The organism is Bacteroidales bacterium (assembly GCA_018334875.1).
In the GTDB taxonomy this organism is placed as follows: domain Bacteria; phylum Bacteroidota; class Bacteroidia; order Bacteroidales; family UBA12077; genus JAGXLC01.
Map to the genome: position 1 here is coordinate 1 of JAGXLC010000056.1, position 19,911 is coordinate 19,911.

The 19,911-nt window shown below is 41.3% G+C and carries 19 protein-coding genes; 9 read left to right on the forward strand and 10 right to left on the reverse strand.

Annotated elements, in window-relative coordinates; genetic code table 11:
- Positions 1-1,047: sugar ABC transporter ATP-binding protein (locus tag KGY70_06880; protein ID MBS3774890.1), on the reverse strand; the 1,047-nt coding region annotated here is incomplete at its 3' end.
- A gap of 97 nt (positions 1,048-1,144) precedes the next feature.
- Positions 1,145-2,191, reverse strand: a complete 1,047-nt coding sequence (locus KGY70_06885; protein ID MBS3774891.1) for a substrate-binding domain-containing protein — start codon at positions 2,189-2,191, stop codon at positions 1,145-1,147.
- A gap of 201 nt (positions 2,192-2,392) precedes the next feature.
- Between KGY70_06885 and KGY70_06890 the strand changes: the two genes are divergently transcribed.
- Together KGY70_06890 and KGY70_06895 are read left to right on the forward strand one after the other, a co-directional pair.
- Positions 2,393-4,153 (forward strand): DNA polymerase III subunit gamma/tau, encoded by a 1,761-nt coding sequence (locus tag KGY70_06890; GenBank protein MBS3774892.1) that lies wholly within the window; start codon positions 2,393-2,395, stop codon positions 4,151-4,153.
- A 164-nt stretch (positions 4,154-4,317) separates the two neighbouring features.
- The gene (locus tag KGY70_06895; GenBank protein MBS3774893.1) at positions 4,318-5,337 is read left to right on the forward strand and encodes a branched-chain amino acid aminotransferase; all 1,020 of its coding nucleotides are present in this window, start codon (positions 4,318-4,320) and stop codon (positions 5,335-5,337) included.
- 252 nt (positions 5,338-5,589) lie between these two features.
- Here KGY70_06895 and mnmA read toward each other — a convergent pair whose 3' ends face one another.
- The gene (mnmA, locus tag KGY70_06900; protein MBS3774894.1) at positions 5,590-6,768 is read right to left on the reverse strand and encodes a tRNA 2-thiouridine(34) synthase MnmA; all 1,179 of its coding nucleotides are present in this window, start codon (positions 6,766-6,768) and stop codon (positions 5,590-5,592) included.
- A 196-nt stretch (positions 6,769-6,964) separates the two neighbouring features.
- Here mnmA and KGY70_06905 point away from each other — a divergent pair, with 196 nt between their 5' ends.
- The 4 genes from KGY70_06905 (at position 6,965) to KGY70_06920 (ending at position 8,413) form a co-directional block, all read left to right on the forward strand.
- On the forward strand, positions 6,965-7,339 hold the full coding sequence (locus KGY70_06905; GenBank protein ID MBS3774895.1) for a 30S ribosomal protein S6: 375 nt from the start codon (positions 6,965-6,967) through the stop codon (positions 7,337-7,339).
- Positions 7,340-7,342: 3 nt separating this feature from the next.
- The gene (rpsR, locus tag KGY70_06910; GenBank protein ID MBS3774896.1) at positions 7,343-7,615 is read left to right on the forward strand and encodes a 30S ribosomal protein S18; all 273 of its coding nucleotides are present in this window, start codon (positions 7,343-7,345) and stop codon (positions 7,613-7,615) included.
- Positions 7,616-7,628: 13 nt separating this feature from the next.
- On the forward strand, positions 7,629-8,075 hold the full coding sequence (gene rplI, locus KGY70_06915; protein MBS3774897.1) for a 50S ribosomal protein L9: 447 nt from the start codon (positions 7,629-7,631) through the stop codon (positions 8,073-8,075).
- A gap of 128 nt (positions 8,076-8,203) precedes the next feature.
- Positions 8,204-8,413, forward strand: a complete 210-nt coding sequence (locus KGY70_06920) for a hypothetical protein (GenBank protein ID MBS3774898.1) — start codon at positions 8,204-8,206, stop codon at positions 8,411-8,413.
- Positions 8,414-8,558: 145 nt separating this feature from the next.
- Here the strand turns inward: KGY70_06920 and KGY70_06925 are convergent, their stop codons facing one another.
- The gene (locus KGY70_06925; GenBank protein ID MBS3774899.1) at positions 8,559-9,119 is read right to left on the reverse strand and encodes a glutathione peroxidase; all 561 of its coding nucleotides are present in this window, start codon (positions 9,117-9,119) and stop codon (positions 8,559-8,561) included.
- 166 nt (positions 9,120-9,285) lie between these two features.
- On the opposite strand from KGY70_06925, the gene KGY70_06930 reads away from it, so the two are divergent.
- Complete coding sequence (locus KGY70_06930) at positions 9,286-9,852, forward strand: hypothetical protein (GenBank protein MBS3774900.1); 567 nt, start codon at positions 9,286-9,288, stop codon at positions 9,850-9,852.
- Between the two features lie 794 nt (positions 9,853-10,646).
- Here KGY70_06930 and KGY70_06935 read toward each other — a convergent pair.
- Both KGY70_06935 and KGY70_06940 read right to left on the reverse strand, forming a co-directional pair.
- The gene (locus tag KGY70_06935; GenBank protein MBS3774901.1) at positions 10,647-12,620 is read right to left on the reverse strand and encodes a tetratricopeptide repeat protein; all 1,974 of its coding nucleotides are present in this window, start codon (positions 12,618-12,620) and stop codon (positions 10,647-10,649) included.
- A 20-nt stretch (positions 12,621-12,640) separates the two neighbouring features.
- On the reverse strand, positions 12,641-13,108 hold the full coding sequence (locus KGY70_06940) for a GAF domain-containing protein (GenBank protein ID MBS3774902.1): 468 nt from the start codon (positions 13,106-13,108) through the stop codon (positions 12,641-12,643).
- Between the two features lie 211 nt (positions 13,109-13,319).
- On the opposite strand from KGY70_06940, the gene KGY70_06945 reads away from it, so the two are divergent.
- A complete protein-coding gene (locus tag KGY70_06945; GenBank protein ID MBS3774903.1) occupies positions 13,320-13,757 on the forward strand; it encodes a DUF1987 domain-containing protein in 438 nt (145 codons plus the stop codon).
- 123 nt (positions 13,758-13,880) lie between these two features.
- Here KGY70_06945 and KGY70_06950 read toward each other — a convergent pair whose 3' ends face one another.
- The 4 genes from KGY70_06950 to KGY70_06965 form a co-directional block, all read right to left on the reverse strand.
- The gene (locus tag KGY70_06950; GenBank protein ID MBS3774904.1) at positions 13,881-14,975 is read right to left on the reverse strand and encodes a Gfo/Idh/MocA family oxidoreductase; all 1,095 of its coding nucleotides are present in this window, start codon (positions 14,973-14,975) and stop codon (positions 13,881-13,883) included.
- 264 nt (positions 14,976-15,239) lie between these two features.
- The gene (locus KGY70_06955; protein MBS3774905.1) at positions 15,240-16,595 is read right to left on the reverse strand and encodes a gluconate:H+ symporter; all 1,356 of its coding nucleotides are present in this window, start codon (positions 16,593-16,595) and stop codon (positions 15,240-15,242) included.
- A gap of 42 nt (positions 16,596-16,637) precedes the next feature.
- On the reverse strand, positions 16,638-17,726 hold the full coding sequence (locus tag KGY70_06960) for a Gfo/Idh/MocA family oxidoreductase (protein ID MBS3774906.1): 1,089 nt from the start codon (positions 17,724-17,726) through the stop codon (positions 16,638-16,640).
- Between the two features lie 15 nt (positions 17,727-17,741).
- Positions 17,742-18,779, reverse strand: coding sequence for a galactitol-1-phosphate 5-dehydrogenase (locus KGY70_06965; GenBank protein ID MBS3774907.1), 1,038 nt, complete (start codon positions 18,777-18,779; stop codon positions 17,742-17,744).
- A 212-nt stretch (positions 18,780-18,991) separates the two neighbouring features.
- Here KGY70_06965 and KGY70_06970 point away from each other — a divergent pair, with 212 nt between their 5' ends.
- Positions 18,992-19,741 (forward strand): hypothetical protein, encoded by a 750-nt coding sequence (locus tag KGY70_06970; GenBank protein MBS3774908.1) that lies wholly within the window; start codon positions 18,992-18,994, stop codon positions 19,739-19,741.
- The last annotated feature ends 170 nt before the right edge of the window (positions 19,742-19,911 follow it).

The following is a 19,911-nucleotide window of genomic DNA, read 5'->3' on the forward strand; positions in this document are numbered from 1 at the left end:
ATTTTGTTGAATAGATAATGAAAGGATCACACCCTGTTGTTTTCTGTCTTCAGGTACCATGCCAATACCCTTTCTTACTGCACTATGAGGTGACCGGATTCGAAGCGGTCTTCCAAACAAAAATGCTTTCCCTCCTGTCTTCCGGTCAGCACCAAATATAGCCCTAACTGTTTCTGTCCGTCCGCTCCCCACAAGTCCTGCAATCCCTAATACTTCTCCTGCTCTTGCTGAAAGCGATACACCTTTCACTTTGTCTGCAACGTGAATCCCTTTTGTTCTTATGATTTCTTCCCCAATCTTTGAATCACGCCACGGAAACATCGTATGAAGCGATCTTCCCAGCATCATTTTGATAATTTGATCTCTGTTTGTTTCAGATACCCTTAAGCTTCCGTGGGAGTTTCCATCCTTTAAAACGGTCACCCGGTCAGCCAGTTGAAATATCTCATTTAAATGATGGGAAATATAAATGATGGAAACACCCTCATTCTTTAATCGATTCAGGGTATCAAACAGTTTCTTTATTTCGTGGGGACCTAAAACTGCGGAGGGTTCATCCAGAATGAGAACATGAGCTTTTTCTGACAAGGCTTTTGCAATTTCTACGATCTGTTGATGAGCAATACTGAGTTCGGCTACTTTAAGTGAAGGATTGATGCGGAAGCCAATATCATTAATGAGCGAGTCCACATCCTTTTTCATCCTTTTCCAATTCACCCATAAACCTTCATCACCCAGTCTGCTAAAAAAAATGTTTTCGGCAACCGACAGATCCGGTATTAACGAAAATTCCTGATAAATAATACTGATTCCCAGTTTTTTACTGTCATGGGTGGTCTTTATATTTACCTCTCTATTATCAACAAAGATTTTCCCGGAATCTTTCAAATGGGCACCCGAAAGAATTTTCATAAGGGTGGATTTTCCCGCACCATTCTGGCCTACAACAGCATGGATTTCGCCCGGTTCAACCTTGAATGTAACATCCTTTAAGGCTGAAATACCACCAAAAGATTTGCAAATATTCTGTAGTTCTACCTGGCTCATGATGGCATCCTATATACTTGAATCATCCTTTCACTTTCGTTGACGTTGAATTTCAATTTCTCCGTACTGTATAAAACTGTGGTCATAATGGACGGTTTTAAAACAATGCGTCGGGATCATAATATTCGTCGACATTATCTTTTGTAATTAATACGGCAGGTGTATGGATTACTTTATCCACCTGTTCCCCATCCAAATGTTTAACAACCGCTTCAACCACCAATCTGGCCAATTCCTCGGGACTGTTGAGTGCAGTTGCGCCGTATTCTCCTTCCTTGATTAGCTCGAGCGCTTCCTTCTGACCATCAAAACCTACCACCATGATATCTTCCGATTTACCTGATTCATTGATTGCTTTTAATGCGCCCATTCCCATTGCATCATTTTCAGCTACCAGGAGATTGACATTGGGATGGGATACCAAAATATCTTCCATGGCTTCCAATCCACCTATATGGGTCCAGTTACCCCAACCCTGGAAAACAATTTTTAAATCAGCATTCCCCTGGGTTATCAACTGGGTTTCTACAAACCCCCTGACAAAACCAAGCCTCTTTTCTCTGCCTACGGGATTACCCTGACTACCACTTATCATGGCTAAATTAATATCTTTACCGGACATTTGATTAACCACCCATTCTCCTATCAATTCACCATTGCCTTCATTGGATGCCTGAACACTGGTAATATATTTGGCATCGGGGTCAATGCGGCTGTCTACTATGAATACAGGGACACCAGATTCCGCAGCGGAGTTGACGGCAGGGACCAAAGCCTTATGATCGAGTGGGTTCAGTATTAAAACATCCACTCCTGTTGTAAGCAAGTCCTCCATGGAAGTAATCTGCTGAATGATATCGTCCTGCCCGTCAGCCATCACAAAATTCATCCCGTAGCGTTTCGAATATTCCTCAATGTATTGAGATAATACTACATAAAAAGGAGCATTGAGAGACGGGGTCACGTAACCGATTTTAATATCTGACAGATTGATGCTGTATTGTATGGTATCGGCCTCTTTGCCGGCGTCTTTTGATTTTTCTGAAACTGTGCCGGTACCACATCTAATGAAACCAAGGGAGATGAAGCTCAGGTAAAACACAAGAAGAGATCTTGCCATGTAAAAGGTGATCAATTTATTCATGTTTGGAAAATCTTTAAGAATTATAGGTACTTCTCAAGTTCCAAAAATTCGGGTTATTAATTATTTCAAATGTAAGATTTGATATTTGAATTCACAAGGGTGCTTTTTAAAAAAATAAAATTAAAAACTAACCGAAGTCTGATTGAAAAATTCCCGTTAAATTATACCTTTGTGAGAATATTGGAAAAAGCATAATGTAGCATGCAGAATTTCGTTGTTTCAGCAAGAAAGTACAGACCGACAACATTTGATACAGTTGTCGGGCAGTCGTCTATCACCACAACCTTAAAAAATGCCATCCGGAACAATCATGTGGCGCAGGCTTATTTATTTTGTGGACCAAGGGGAGTTGGGAAGACCACCATAGCCAGAATTTTTGCCAAAACCATCAACTGTCAGAATCTGGGTGAAGATCTTCAGCCTTGTGATGAATGTGAATCCTGCAAGGCATTCAACCAGCACCGCTCCACCAATATCCATGAATTAGACGCAGCTTCCAATAATACAGTGGACAACATCCGTTCGCTCATCGATCAGGTTAGAATTCCGCCACAGTTAGGCAAATACAGCATCTATATCATTGATGAGGTACACATGCTTTCCGCCTCTGCTTTTAATGCTTTCCTGAAAACCCTGGAAGAGCCCCCGCCGCATGCCATTTTCATATTGGCAACCACTGAAAAACACAAGATTATTCCTACCATTCTGAGCCGTTGCCAGATCTTTGACTTCAACCGGATTAAAGTGGAGGAGATGGTTCAGTTTCTCGAGCGTATTTCTCAGAAAGAAGGCGTTCAGTATGAAAGGGATGCATTGACCATAATCGCCCAGAAGGCCGATGGCGCTATGCGTGATGCTTTGTCTATATATGATCAGGTAGTTAGTTTTTCAGATGACCAGATTACCTACCCGAAGGTCATTGAAAATTTGAACGTTTTGGATTTTGACTACTATTTCCGTTTGACAGATGCTTTTATGGAAGGCAATCATGCGGAAGCCCTGGTGATTTTTAATGAGATCCTTGAAAAGGGATTTGATGCCCATCAGTTTATTAATGGGCTGAGCAAGCATTTCCGTGATCTTTTGATTACCAAAGATGAAAAAACGCTCGAACTTTTGGAGGTTGGAGCAGGAATCAGGGAGAAGTATAAAGATCAGTCATCCAGAGCTAGCGTGGATTTCCTTATCCGGGCTTTGAATGTGGTGAACCAATATGATGTGAGTTATCGTACCAGCATGAATCAGCGTCTTCATGTAGAACTGGCCATGATTGATCTGTGTAATCTGGACAGCGCAAAAAAAAAAGCACCTGAAGAACGGGAGTCAGGCGGGGAAGTAGAGAAAAAAGATGTAACGGAAGGTAAGAAAAGCGAAAAGATTAAGGAGAGCCTTAACAAGAAGGCTCAAAAAACTCAACCATCAGAGGAATCTCATCAGAGCCAACAGCCGGTGTCATTTTCCATTAACAGTGCCTTGAAGAAGGATAAAGGCAGTCATACAGAAACCGGCGAAACGCAAACGAAATCCTCCGAACAACAGGATGCTGAAGCAAAAAGTACTTCACAATCTCCTGACCAAACGGTTGAGGAAGGAGAGGCACTGAATCAGTCTGATCTGGAGAAAGCCTGGCAGGAATTTGCCGAAAGTTATAGAGAGAAACCCAGAATATACAACATGCTGCTTTCCAGAAAACCCACATTAGATGAGGATTTAAACGTAAAGTTTTATCTGGAGAACGAGCTGCAAAAAGCACAGTTAGAACGAATCTACAATGAATTGCTTTTTTACCTGAAGAAAGAGCTGGGCAATAACAGCATACATATTCAGGCAGAATTAATTAAGGAGGATCACGATACCAGTAGCCGAAAACTCTATACGGATGAGGAAAAGTACAGCCATCTGGAAAAGAAGAATCAAAACCTGCGTAAATTGAGACAGGATTTTGATCTTGATTTTGATTGATGTTTGTTTGTCAGCATGTTTGATTTTGGCTTGTCCAAATTATGGTTATACCGGATTGATGATCTGAAAAAACCTTGATGTTGTTGAGGAACATGATATTTTGCATATTCAGTTCGAATAATTATTATTAAGTTTACCCTTTCTGAAACAAAAATACATTAGCTATGAGCAATATAGACTGGAGCAACTTACCATTTGGCTATCATAAAACGGAGTATAACATCCGTTGCTATTTTAGTGATGGAGAATGGGGAGAGTTGGAAGTTTCCTCTTCCGAGTATCTGAATATCCACATGGCGGCCACTGCTTTGCACTATGGGCAGCAGGTCTTTGAGGGAATGAAGGCATATAGGGGGAAACATGGGGATATCAGGATCTTTCGATGGGAAGAAAATCTTAAAAGAATGCAAAGATCGGCCCGGGGGATACTCATGGAACCTGTGCCTAAAAAGATATTCAGGGAAGCCATATTCAAGGCTGTTAAATTAAATGAAAAATGGTTGCCTCCCTATGGAACTGGCGCGGCGTTGTATATCCGGCCATTATTGCTTGGCTCCGGTGCTGAGATTGGGGTAAAACCTACAGAAGAATATTTATTTATGGTATTTGTAACCCCTGTGGGTCCCTATTTTAAGGAGGGATTCAACCCCATCAAAATTGCCATAGTCAGGGATTCAGACCGAACTGCACCTTTAGGTACCGGTATGTATAAGGTAGGCGGAAATTATGCTGCCAGTCTGCCGGGTATCAACAGAGCCAAGAGCGAAGGATACACCCAGCCCCTTTATCTGGACGCCAAAGAAAAGAAATATATTGATGAGATAGGAGCTGCCAATTTTTTCGGTATCAAGGATAATACATACATTACACCGGACTCCGGTTCTATATTGCCTTCGATTACCAATAAGAGTATCATGGAAATGGCCCCTGACCTGGGATTGAAAGTGGAAAAAAGGCCTGTGCCGGTAGAAGAGCTGAGTTCTTTTGAAGAGGTAGGTGCCTGCGGCACTGCGGCCATCATTGCACCTATTGGAGAGATCAAGGATTTGAATGAAGGACATACTTATACTTACTCAAAAGACGGTAAACCGGGACCCATCTCTACCAAATTATACAAGAAACTGCTGGCCATTCAGTATGGTGAGGAAGAAGATCCCTATGGCTGGGTGGAAAGCCTGGAATAAATATTCGTAGGTAAGCTTAAAGAGTAGATAAGAGGATAATATAAAATCTCAAGTAACAAGCACCAAATAACAAACAAAATGCAATATCCAAATTCCAATGTTCTAAACACGCTGAATTAAAGTTAATGCTTGTATTCTGGGGTGTTTGAAATTTCAGTATTGGAATTTGTTATTTATTTGTTATTTGAAATTTGTTATTTGGAATTTCTAAACCTATCCCTAGTTTAGAGTTCATCTAAAAAGATTTTTATTTTAAGCTATTACTCCCGAACCCAAAAGCTCCCCGTCGACATACCAAACTGCAAATTGGCCGGGGGTGACACCACGTTGGGGTTGATCAAATATAATGTACGCACCCTCTTCTTTCATGAGAAGCTTTCCTTTTTGGAGCGGCTGTCGGTAACGAATCCTGAAATCCATAATTTGTTCTTCTCCCGGTTGCAGTTGTAGATCGGGTCTTAACCAATGAATGTCAATCCTTTCAATAAAAAGGCCCTTTCTATAGAGCCCTGGGTGGTTTTTTCCTTCACCTACATATACAATATTGTTTTCCGTATCTGTGGCCAATACATAAAGCGGTTCTTTGGTACCGCCCACATTCAGGCCTTTTCTCTGACCAATGGTGAAATAATGGGCACCCTGGTGCTCGCCCACCTTTTTTCCTCCGATCTTTCTAAAGTCATAAGCCCGGCAAAGCATGCGCAAATTATCGGGTGGGGTCTCCAGCTTTTCTTCACGGAGCGGTTTCAAAGGAATTTTTATGATGTTGCCTCTTTTGGGAGCCAGCTTTTGCTGAAGAAACTGCGGCAGGTCTACCTTCCCCACAAAGCAAATGCCCTGAGAGTCTCTGCGGTCTGCTGTTGGAAGTCCCAGTGATGCGGCCAGTTCCCTGCACTGCGATTTATATAGATCCCCCAGGGGAAATAATGCTCTGGCAAGCTGCTGCTGAGATATCTGACAGAGAAAGTAGCTCTGCTCCTTATTGTCATCGATTCCTGCAAGGAGGGAGTGAATCGTTTTTCCGTTCTGCTCTGTACTCTTTTTTTTGCAATAATGACCCGTAGCAATATAATCGCTGCCCAGCTTTTCGGCTTCCCGCGCGAAAAGGTCAAATTTAACTTCCCTGTTGCATAGTACATCAGGATTTGGGGTTCTTCCCCTTTTGTACTCTGCGAACATATAATTCACAACCTTTTCCCGGTATTCTTTGCTGAAATCCACGAAATGCAAAGGTATTTCCAGTTTTTTGGCAGTCATCTCCGCAAATCTCAGGTCATCTTCCCAGTGACAACTGCTTGTCAATACACCCTGCTGATCTTCCCAGTTTTTCATAAATAATCCTTTCACCTCATATCCTTCCTTTTTAAGAAGGTATGCAGCTATGCTGGAATCTACCCCGCCTGACAGACCAACAACCACTGTTTTACTCATGCTTCAGATTTTGATTCAAAATTATTAAAATCACTTTCCCAATTTGAATGTAACGGATCTTTTCCTGATGAAAGTACCTTAACCAAATAAATGATATACTACATTAAATATTGTCCGATCCTTTTTGATTTAAATTAAAAAATTCTAATTTTGCGGCTCATTAAATGTTTAATATTAAATCACTAATTTTTAAATCATGGTAAAACATTATGAAACCGTTTTCATTGCAACTCCCGTTTTGTCTGAAGATCAGATGAAGGAAGCGGTTGAAAAGTTCAGGAACATCCTCCGGAAAAATAATGCAGAGATTGTTCATGAAGAAGATTGGGGCCTGAGAAAACTGGCTTATCCCATCGAAAAAAAGTCAACCGGTTTTTATCATTTGATTGAATATGAAGCAGAAGGAGAGACAATTGAGAATCTTGAAATTGAGTTTAAGCGTGATGAGCGTATACTTCGCTTTTTAACCGTTAAAATGGATAAATACGCTGTTGAATACGCCGAAAAGAAACGCAGGGAAAAAAGTACCGAGACCCAAAAAGGTAGTGAACAAAAAACAAAGGAGGAATAAGTCATGGCACAACAAAATCAGTCAGAAGTAAGATATCTCAATCCTCCGGCAATTGATATCAGGAAAAAGAAATTTTGCTGGTTCAGAAGGCACAAAATAAAATATGTGGATTATAAGAATCCTGATTTTCTGAAAAAGTTTTTAAATGAACAGGGTAAAATACTCCCGAGAAGAATTACCGGCACGTCACAGAAATATCAGCGCAGGGTGACCAGAGCTGTTAAGCGTGCCCGTCATTTGGCGTTGTTGCCCTATGTAACCGATATGTTAAAATAATAATGGTCAAGTCATGGAAATCATACTAAAACAAGACGTTGAGAATTTGGGTCATAAGAACGACATTGTGACTGTTAAGGATGGATATGCCAATAATTATCTTATACCTAAAGGAATGGCTATAACGGCCACACCTTCTGCCAGGAAGATGTATGAAGAAATTGCCAGGCAAAGGGCACATAAAGAACAACAGGAAAAAGAGAAGGCAGAAGAGTTGGCAAAGAAACTGGAAGGTTTGAATCTGGTTATTGGTGCTAAAACCAGTTCAAAAGGAAAGATCTTTGGTTCGGTGAATACCCTTCAGATAGCTGAAGAACTTAAGAAGCAGGGAATTGAAGTTGACAGAAAGAATATTGAGATCAAAGATGAACCCATTAAAGAAGTAGGTACTTATACGGCTACTGTAAAACTTCACCGGGATGTAAGCGAAGATATAACCTTTGAGGTTAAGGGAGAATAACATTACCTGAGGTTAATAGCTTGTAGGCTAACGCCTTGGATTTTTTTTTCAGCCTTCGGTATAATTTTTATCGGAGGCTGTTTTTTTGATAGATTTGTGTATAGAGTCTAATCAAAATACCGGAGTTTATGGAATGCAAACAAGAACAAAATCAAGAGATATGCAACTGTACCTATCCCTGTGACAAGAAAGGTATATGTTGTGAGTGTCTTCATAGCCACCGGCGTATGGGTGAGTTACCTGCTTGCTTTTTTCCTGAGGATGTAGAAAAAACTTATGACCGCTCCATTGAAAATTTTGTGAGGATCTTTCAGGAACGCAGTGCCTGGTGGAGTTAATGCTTCGGCAAGGGGTATTATACTTGAAACCGGAAAAATCTGAATCTGATAATGAGGATTTCTGAAAATATCAGCTTGAATTATTTTTTCGGGAACCTCATTATCAGATTCTAAAGCCAATGTGTCGTCTTGACCCTTTTATTCATTAATCTCCCTCAATCCATGAAAGAATTTTTTTATCGTTTGGTTTGGTTTTGGAATACAGCACATCTACCAGTTCCCCGTTTTCATTGATCAAATATTTCTGAAAATTCCATTGCACATTGCTGTCCATTTCTCCGTTAAATTTTGCCATAGTAAGCCACTTGTAAACAGGATGCTGATCTTCCCCTTTTACCGAGATCTTTGACATCATGGGAAAGGTAACTCCGTAATTTTTCTTGCAGAACTGCTTGATCTCCTCATCCGACCCGGGTTCCTGGTTGGCAAAATTGTTGGCAGGAAAACCGATTACTGTAAAGTCTTCATTGCCATATTTTTCATATAAGTTTTGCAAACCTTCATATTGTGGGGTGTATCCACATTCTGAAGCGGTGTTTACCACAAGCACTTTCTTGCCTTTCAGGTTTGAAAGGTCTAACGTGTTGCCGTCGATGTCCTCGACGATAAAGTCGTGAAAATTCTTATTTTCGAGCTTCTTTTCATCTTGCGAATGACCGGAAAATGCGATTAACATGGCAAAAATTGTAATTAATAAAGTTTTCATAGTCGTATTGTTTTTTTGGTTTATACAAAGTAACAATACAACCGGAGGTTTTGTTCGAACTGCCGGAGGTATTGAAATGACAGGAGAAAATTTAACGGGTAATTCTTAGGCTCTTGAAATTATATTACTAAATTTAAGCCATTTTGAGTTTTAAACAGGAACAGCTATGAAGAATAATTTTTTTATCACAGGATTACCAAGGTCCAGGACAAGCTGGCTTGCCAATTTTTTTACTTACAACAATTCATTTTGTTACCATGAGGCTACGCGTTTCTGTTCCAATATCCAGGATCTTAATGAACTGATGCGGAGTCATGAGGCAAGAAATATAGGGGATGCTGATCCGGCGCTTCTATATCTGATGGATGACCTTAAGAAGATTTTTCCCCATTCCAGGGTAGTGCTGGTTGAAAGGGAATTGCATGAGACCATTGACAGTTTCATAGATTTTTATACCAGCTATGAGTATAAGCGGATCCAGGAGTGGATAGAGGGTTTGTTTGAGATCATGGAACAAATTAAGCAAAGGTATGAGGTAAAAACAGTGGCCCACGATGATCTGAACCATATGGAAACCTGCCGGGAAGTCTGGGAATATCTTTTACCTGAGGAACCATTCGACATTAAACGCTGGAATCTGCTGGATGAGCTCTATATCAACAAGCTCATCGACAAACACTCCACCCATGTGATGAAGAAAAGCATTTATCATAAGTATATTAAGTATTATTAGCCAGAGATCATGGCTCATGTTTTTTCTGAACGTTTGGATAATGTTCTTTTTATCTTTACAGGCATTCGATTTCCCAAATTTAGGTTTCAACTTAACCATTTCATGATTTACAGGATTCTAGCTTGATATTTTTTTTGAAATAACGGAATTCGGATTAGCAAGGTTAATATTCCGATTGGCAGGGTAATCTTTCGTTCTGCTCCATGTAATAATAATTTTGTGGATTGCTGGATACAATTTATCATTTGTATGATTTAATTTGCCGATTGTATGATTCATTTAGTTAATTGTACAACTCAATTTTTCGATTGCATGATTCAATTTGCTGAATGTATAATTCAATTTATTGATTGTATCAGTCAATTTGGTGAATGTAAGATTTAATTTGACAGTTGTACAATATAATTTTTTGAATGTAAGATTCAATTTATTGACTGTATGATATAATTTGTCGATTGTATGGTTTAATTCGTTTGCTGTAATATGCATTTTATTCATTGTAAACTGCAATTATGGCAATGTCAATTGTAATTATGATACTGTAAACTGTAATTATGGCAATTGCAGTTTTGCTTCTTTCCCTGCATACTTGTTAAAAGGAGGCTAAGGCGAAGAGTAGAAGGACTACGGTCTTATTATTACAGTGTTACATTGTCAAATTGTTGCCTCGGGCTGTGGCCATCAGAATATTCTGGCAAATTTTGCCAACTGCCTTTTGCCCATTGCCAACTGTTTCACTATATCTTATTTCCCTAAATTTGGTTCTGCAATATAGTAAGCTGCATACTGTCTTCCTATTGACAATAAAGCTTAATGACATTATACGCTTCTTCAATACCCAGTTCGCCGGCTTTGCTGATGTCAATGCATCCTTTGGTTGTCTGCTGAAGATAGATGTAAGTTAGGCCCCGGTTGAAATAGGCCTGTGAAAATTCCGAATCCAGGAAGGTCACCTTATCATAATCGTTGATGGCTCCTTCATGGTTTTTATTTTCAATTTTTATATTGGCTCTGTTGTAATAGGTATATATAAATCTTGGAGCAAGCTTTACAGCCCGGTTATAGTCCTGGATTACCTTGTTGTAATCATGAAAGGTCACTTCTCTGCTGATGGGTTCTTCAACAAGCTGGTTGTTCAAATCAATATTGATGATCCGGGTATCGTCTTCCATCATTTTGATATATTGAATCATCCTGGATCTGATATTGGCTCTGAGAAAATGGATCAGAAACTGATTCTCCGTATGTTTGCCAGCCAAAGACAGGTCATTCAGTGCACCGTTGTAATTTTTGGTGTGTTCTTTCAGCAGGGCCCTTTTAAAAAGGTATTTCCCTTTCCCGGGATAACGTTCTATGCTGTCCGTTATCTGATCAATTTTCTTAAGGTAATAATCTTTGGATTGGGTATCCCGGCGATCGGTCCCCAGAATAAAAAATTTGTCGAGATATGACACTTCCCGGGTTATTAAAGAATCTCCCAGGTACTTTTTGAATTTTTCGGTGAGGTTTTTATCGTTTCCCCGGCTATAGTATAGGGTGAAAATGTTGCGGGGTTCAATGGATTGTTGAATGTTACCGAAATGTCGGGGCATGTTCTGGCTGCCCTGGAGGGAGATCAGTCGTTTGAAGTTTTCGGTGGTATCGGCGAAATTGACTCTTTCCAGCCTGTTATCCTGATAGGCTTGGGTAATTTGTCTGGCTTTTTGTCGGTCTTTCATAGCACCCTCCTGATCCCCGAGCTCTCTGCGGGCAATGGAACGGTTGATATAAGCCTTGGCAAAATTAGGAAAGAACCGGATGGCCATTGAAAAATCACGAATGGCTTTGCCGTGTTCTTCACGTTCCATCCTTAGCAGGCCTCTGTTGAAATAGGTAAGAATATTCTGAGGGTTGTATTGCAGCACCTGGTTGTAATCTTCAATGGCATCATCATAGGCTCCAATCTCAGTTTTCAGCAATGCCCTGTTATAATAAGCCAGAGCATTTGCAGGCTCAATTTTAATAACGCGGTCGAGATCCTCCAAAGCATTTTGATATTGATTCAACTGATAGTGGGTGAGCGACCGGTGGATCAATGCCTGTGAATTGTCGGATTCAAAATGAAGGGCCCGGTCAAAATCTTCCAGGGCACGGGAATATTTTTCCTGTTGATGATATATTCTTCCTCTTGTAACATAAGCATTTGTAAATGCAGAATCTATCTGAATTGCCATGGAAAGGTCCTGGAGCGTGGCCGTAGTATCATCCAGGTTGAGTTCGCTTATAGCCCGGTAATAATATGCCCTTTTGTTTTTTTTATTTTTTTCCAGGGCTTTATTGAAATCTTCTATTGCTTCCCGGTAATTTTCGAGGCGTAGCTTGCAAAAACCTCTTTGGACAAACAGCTCTGGCTGGCCCGTAACAAATTTGAGTGTGGTGTTGAAATCTTCAATGGCCCCCTGGAAGTTATAAAGCTGAATGCGTGACATCGCCCGGTAATAATAAGCTTCAACGGCATTGTTTTTGGATTCTATTGCCTGAGAATAATCCCTTTCGGCTCCATAATAATCCTGAAGGTTGTATTTGGCTGTGCCTCTTAAAAAGTAAGCTGTGGGGTGATGAGGCCGGTATTCCAGAACCGTATTGAAAGTTTTGATGGCCTCGGAATACCTGTAATGATAAAGCTGTTCCCGGCCTTTTTGAATATAATAATCAATATTCAACTGGCTTAATACCGTAAAGGGCAGTAAAAGAAAAAAAGCAATACATTGGAATTTTAATGATTTCATTGAATTTGCTGAGCAGGTATTTACAAAGTTTTATAAATCAGCCGGATGATCCGTGATAATTCTTCTTCATCCGTATTATCGAATGAATCCAGTTCTTTGCTGTCAATGTCCAGTACACCAGTGATCTTACCGTTTCTGTTTTGTAAGGGAACAACAATTTCCGATCTGGAACGGGAATCACACGCAATATGCCCCGGGAATTGTTCTACATCGGGAACAATAACCGGTATTTGCCGTTCAATCCCCGTCCAGCACACACCTTTGCCTTTTTCCAGTTCCTGGCAGGCCACAGGCCCCTGATAGGGTCCTACAATAAGCCTGTCATTTTTCAGGAAATAATACCCCGTCCAGAAGAAATGGTCCATTTTATGGTGCAAAACGGCAATAACCGTGGACATTCTTGCAAGTGTATCATCACTTTTGGGTAATAGACCCGAAAGCTGATCATATATTCTTTTATATCGGTTCTTCTTTTTTGTGTTCTCCATCTTGACATTGGGATTTAAATCAGGGTATCAAATCTAATTAATTTTTAAAAAGAGGAAAAGTAAAAAAACAAATGCAGTTATAAGATGTATAAATTCCATTCGTCTAAAGAATTTTTACACTTATCAAAAAATAACAAATGCTTAATAAATCTTTTTGATTTTGTGTTGTTCTAATCATTAAATTTGACAATTAGAATTAAACTTATGGCTTATGAACCAGATTGGTCTTAAAAAATTATATAAAGAAATTGAGAATGTTCCCGGCCAGGAATATGTAAAAATACCGGCGACCCAGCGTACTCCTGAAATCTTGCTGGACAGGACAGGAACCGACGGAACCATACAATTTTCGGGGAGGTCTCTTCCGGATGATGCCAGGGGTTTTTATAATCCCATCCTGATTTGGATTGAGGAATATTTTTCAAATCCTCATCCAAAGACTTCCATCCGGTTCAATCTGGAATACTTCAATACATCTTCTTCTAAAATGTTGTTGCAGATTATTAAAAAATTGGAGAAACTGGAAAAGCATAATAAGAACGTAACCATTGAATGGTGTTACATGGAGGATGATGAAGATATTCTGGAATCAGGGAAGACCTTTCAGGAGTTGACCAGCATACCTTTTAATTTTGTTTCTTATCAGTAAAAATAAAGGGCGGAGCCGGTTTTGAGACCGTTGCTCCCCCTATATTACAACTTCCTATTGATTTTATCTTATCTATAATGTTACATGGCAATTTCTTCTTTTACATGAGTTGCTCCTGCTATATTACCGGTTGAGTTTATTTCTGAATTCCTCCATGTGCTGGGCTGTTTCCCTTACCAATCGCTGAACCTCAAGTCCGTGTTCAAGGCCGGGCATAAAGGCCCTGGAATCCGCTCCGGTTAAAAATACATAATGTGCATGTTTGAGGGCACGAAGCCAGCCACCCGGCACATGTTTTGACGGAAATCCGGTTACCGGCTCAAAGTTGCTCCCGGTAAAGACCGTGGTCCATTGATTTTCACTTCCCAGGCAATATTCAAAGCGGTCGGGGTAAAATGAGTTATAGCGTAGCGCGCCGTTATAAAAATACATGTCAAACCCAAGCACATCACCCATTCCTGCACTAATTCGGCTGGCTGAAAGATTCCCCACGGCCCCTGTTTTTTTATCGACAAGAGATATTTCGCTGTACAGATCAGAATCTGCCGGTACATCCGGGAAAGCTCCTCCCTGTAAAGCATTGGTAATGCTGAGCGAATCTCCGAGAAAGGCTACAAGCATACTGATGGAATGAGATCCCAAGTCGGCCATAGCGCCCCCGTCGGGAGCAGAAGTAAGCCTGTTCCTGCGTTTCTCCCTGTAGCTTTTTTTTAGGTAATCGGTGTGTTTATAGGTAAAGGAGAAGTGGATGGGTTGTCCGAAGTCTTGCTCCATCAGGAAATTCAAAGCCTCCCGTACGGGTGAGGAGAAAAGGAACTGAAACCCTACCTGTATTTTTTTATTGCTGCTGTTTGACTGAAGCCATTCGGCTATTTTCTCCTCTTCCTCTTTGGTGGAACAAATGGGTTTTTCCAGATAAATTCTTTCCACCCCCTTCATCTGCAGGGCGGCTTCAAGATGCACATAGTGCTGGTTATTTGGGCTGAGAATGAATACTGTATTGATTTCGCCGTCATTAATGAAGGATTTTAGATCCAAAGCCTTTTCAAAACCATATTTTTTCGCAAATTCCGACCGGCTCGATTCCCTGGCTGAAGTTACAGCCATAAATTCGATCTCGGGTGAATCAGGGTAATAGAATTTCAAGGCCTGTAATGCGTACGCATGTGCTTTGGCTATGCCTCCGGCTCCTATGAATCCTGCTTTTATTTTGTTCATCTTTCAGTTATTTTAGAGAATACACAATCAATTTGTATTTTGATGTTTAACCCGAATTATTCTCAAATAATTCTGTCGCTATTGAAAAACCTGGCTTTTTGCTTCAATAAATTTCGCAAAAAGCCGGTTTTTCTAATGCGGGGTTACCTTGCTCCGCAGAAGCTTCGCGAAGGCGAGCCTGCATCCATCCCGCAAACCATCCCGCATTCAAAAACTTCACTATCCCGCTTCCTCAGCGGGATTTTTGAATAGTGCAGGTTAAAATTAAATAAACAGACTAAGCAGCAATACCATAATAAAACCTGTAATAGAAATAATGGTTTCCATGATCGTCCAGGATTTCAGCGTTTGTTTTTCATCCATTCCCATATATTTTCCCACAAGCCAGAAACCGCTATCGTTGACATGGGAGAGGATGGTGGCTCCCGAGGCGATAGAAAGTACCACCAAAGCGGTCTGCATCTGGGAAAGATCAAAGACCGGGAGGACCGGTGCCATAATGCCTGCTGCGGTTATCATGGAGACGGTGTTTGAACCCTGGGTAACGCGAACAATAACAGCCAGCAGGTATGCCAGCACAATCGGTGGCATACTTGAATTTTTCATGTTTTCAGCCACCATTTCACCGACCCCGCTGTCGATGAGTACCTGTTTAAAAACTCCGCCGGCACCGGTAACCAGGATAATCAATCCGGCCGGCCCCAGTGCCTTACCCGAAAGCCGGGAAAGTTTTGCCTTGCTGAAGCCTTTTTTATACCCCAATACATAAAGGGCAAGCAATGTAGCGATTGTAAGCGCGGTGAACGGATGGCCGATCAGTGCAAAAATCTGGTACACGTTTTCACTGATCATGATGTCATTTTTGTAGAGGATTTCCGTGACAGAATGGATGATAATCAAAACCAGAGGCAATGCTATAATGAGCACTACTGTCCTGAAAGAAGGGTATATTTCCGGTTTATCTTCAACCTTATCGGCCGTGAAATAGTCCGGTGGGCTTAGTTGGATTTTTTTGCTGATGTATTTTCCAAAAACCGGTCCCGCAATAATGGCGGTAGGAATACCGACAATAATACCAAAAATGATGATCCATCCAAGCTGGACATCCAGAATTTGTGCTACTGCAACCGGGCCTGGCGTAGGCGGTATGAATGCATGGGTCACAGCCAAACCGGCCAGCAAGGGTATTCCATACAATAAAAGCGAACGTTTTGTTTCCCGACCCAACGCATATATGATCGGGATGAGAATAACAAAACCTACATCCAGAAATACAGGTATGGCAATAATAAAACCAGTGAACACCAGTGCCCACGAGGCCTTTTCCCATCCAAATTTTTTCAGCATATAATGGGCTATGGACTCGGCTCCACCCGAAGCTTCCAAAAGCTGTCCAAAGATCGCGCCCAGTCCAACGACGGTGGCGACAAATCCCAGCGTACTGGCCATGCCTTCTTCAATGCTTTCGATAATAGAGGTGAACTCCATGCCTGTCATTAGGCCGACAATGATACTTGTGAGGAGCAAAGAAAGAAAGGCATGAATTTTTAATTTGAGCACGAGAAACAGCAGTATCAGTATTGCTGCGGCTACGCTAATTACCAGATATGTCTCACTCATAATCTATAATAATTTGTTTTATTTACCTGATTTCACATATTGTTATTCAGCTTTTAAAGGGAAGGGTACCGCACCGTTGTTGCGTGCCGAGCGATAGATCGCAGTAAAAAGTTCTACGGTTATTCTGCCTTCTTTGCCTGGTAATATGGGATCCCGGTTGTTGACAATGGCCTGGCAGAAATCTTCATCCTGCATTTGTATGTAATATTCCGCAGGATTGATGCTGTTAAAGAAGGCTTCATCCTGCTCTTTCCATTGCGTTAGCTGATCCTCTTCGCCAGGAACCGTCCAGAGATCATTAAACGGTGTCTCCTGTACGTTGGTTGATCCGGCAATAAACATGGCGCCTCCTTCTGTTTGTGCCCCTATGGTGGCGCCATTGGTACCGTTGATATGTACTTTTCCGTATATGCCCGGTTTTTGTGAGTTGCTGACCAGAATATTACCGATGGCGTTGTTTTTGAATTTCACTATGGCCAGGGCTGTGTCTTCCACCTCAATATAGGGATGGTTGAGATTTCTCCAGGTACCGTAAACTTCTTTGATTTCTCCCATAAACCACTGAAACAGGTCCAACTGATGGGGCGCCTGATTGACCAGCACGCCTCCACCTTCCTGGTCCCAGGTTCCGCGCCAGGCATCGCTCTCGTAGTATTCCTTATCCCGCCAGCCATACATGATTACATGGCCCAGGGCCGGTGAACCGATCTTGCCTTTATCAATGGCCTGTTTCATGCGTTTTACCGGTTCATAGAACCTGCGCTGGCTAACCACGCCAAGTGTTACTCCGTATTTATCCGCTGCCTCCAGCATATCGTCACAGTCTTTCAAAGATGAGGCCATGGGTTTTTCTATCAGAGAATGGACACCCAGGCGGGCCCCTTCTATGACCGGTCCCGCATGATAAGGATGGGGTGTGCAGATGACCAGCACTTCAACTCCTTCGTTTTGTATCATCTTTGTCAGGTTGTCGTAAGGCTTAACCTTATACTGCCCGGCAAAGGATTCGGCTTTTTCCATGCTCCGGCTGTAAGCTGCAGTAAATTCAGAGTGTTCGGCATTGACAAGACCTTTTGCATGCAGATGGGCTACTTTTCCACAGCCAACAATGGCAGTTTTTACTTTGCTCATAGTTCTTAATTTTACTTATTCTTCGGGTTTCAGTATTACTTTGACCATATCTTCTTCTTTGTTGTAAAGTTTATAAAACCATTGAGCTCCTTCCGAGAGGGGAGCTTCAACACTAAGTAAGGGCCGGATATCGATCTGTTTTCTGGAAAGCATATCCAGCACAGCCGGATATTCTCCGCATATGGCGCAACTGCCCTGGACCCTTATCTGACGGGTTACCACATATTGCATGGGAAATTCAGTTACCGGTGTAACGTTTCCGAGCAGCGTGACCGAACCTCCCCGCCTGGCGGAAGAAATTGCCTGTTGAAGGGTGGAGGAAATGCCCACTGCCTCAAACGCAATATCGGCACCCCGATCGCCGGTTAGTTTTAATATTTCTTCCTGCACGTTGCTTTTCTCCGGTTGGATGGTATGGGTGGCTCCTACCTGTTTGGCAATATTGAGTTTTTCCTCGGAAAGATCTATAGCAATGATCTTTCCCACTCCCCTTTCTTTTACAATCTGAATAACTGACAAACCGATCATTCCTGTACCTACAACTACAGCCGTATCGTTAAGAGCCACGGAAGTCAGTTCTACCCCATGGGCACCAACCGCTAAAGGTTCTACCATTGCAGCCTCGGTGAATGAAACTCCTTCGGGCAATTTATGCAGAATATGAGCAGGCACTTTTACATACTCGGCAAAAGCCCCATCCAGGCGGTAGTCTTCACAGGAAACTCCAAGTACTTTGCGTCCGTCGCTCAGGTTATAATATCCCCTTCGGGTATACCAATCATCAAGTTTATAAACTGTTGAGTCGAAAGTTACCGGATCGCCTTTCTTCCATCCTTTAACTTCCGAACCGCTCTCTTCGATCATTCCTGAAGCCTCATGTCCCATAATAACAGGAGGTTCCCGCCGACCCGAACTGCCATCCATTCCATGTACATCGCTGCCACAAATACCTGCTGCCTTCACCTTGATAAGTACTTCATCGGAATGGATTTCCGGTTTTGGCACATCTTTGTATGTTAGCTTGTTGTAATCTTCCAGAACAAGTGCTTTCATAATTTTTTAGCATAAAAATAGGAAATTCTTATCCAAACAAAAAAAACAATTTTACCTGGATATTAGTCATAGTTTTGTATTTGATTCATAGGGTATTATATTTGCATTCTCAAAATCCTTTATATTAATTCATTAAAGTCAATGCCCTTAAGTCAGTGAAAATTTCTTATTTTTAAACGAAATTATAAAATTCATTTCTCAATAACTGTAAAATGTATATAAGCTCTGTAAATCACAAAACTTATCTTTCTCGTGAGGATATACAGAAGATAACGGAACTGGCAAAATATCTTCTTGATCGCATTACGCCCCCTCAACTGGGTTTGTATAAGGAGATGAGTGAAGAAGAACTTTGGTTTAACCTGATATTGAAGATATGCACTGTAGGTGGAGCAGATATGCTATATGAGCTGGAAAAAGACGAAATAAGGTTACGGGAATTTAGTGAGCGTCTTAGTTTAAGTGTTTTATTGACAAAAAAGGAGCTTCGCAGGGAATACATTGCAGGTATTCTGAAGGAATATAAGGCCACCCGTTTTTATAACAAACAAGCGGAGAAGATTCATGCTTTGCTGTCTCATCCCAGTGTAATCTATAATGGTCATTTTGTATTGCTGGATGATATTGATCACAATAAATTGGGCTATAAAGAAATTCGCAACCTCCTTATCAAACGCAATTCCTATTTTAAGCTGAAAAGTGCTTCCGAATATATGATTGAGGTGGGGATGTCCATTGATGTGATAGGTTTGAACACAGGAATAACTGATGTGCTCAGAGAGAATTTTGGCCTGGAGGTTGATCGGCACAAACTCCAGGATACGAAGTATATTTATGAATCGGTGGAAGACGGCCTTCGCCGGGGTTGTGAGCAAATCGGCATTCCCTTGGCCTACCTGGACAGAATGATATACCATTTCAGTCAAAAAGATGCCATATCGTTTATTTTGGAGGATCTTTAGCTGATCTTGGATTCTTTTTAAGAAAAAGTATCAATCCTGGTCACCCCTTCAATGATTGAATGATTGAATGATTGAATGCGAAGCAGTGCTTAGGGCTAATGAGCAGACCATTTACATTCGGTATTTGTATCTGGGGAATGGTTAAATTGTGAAATGGTTACATTGTTGGA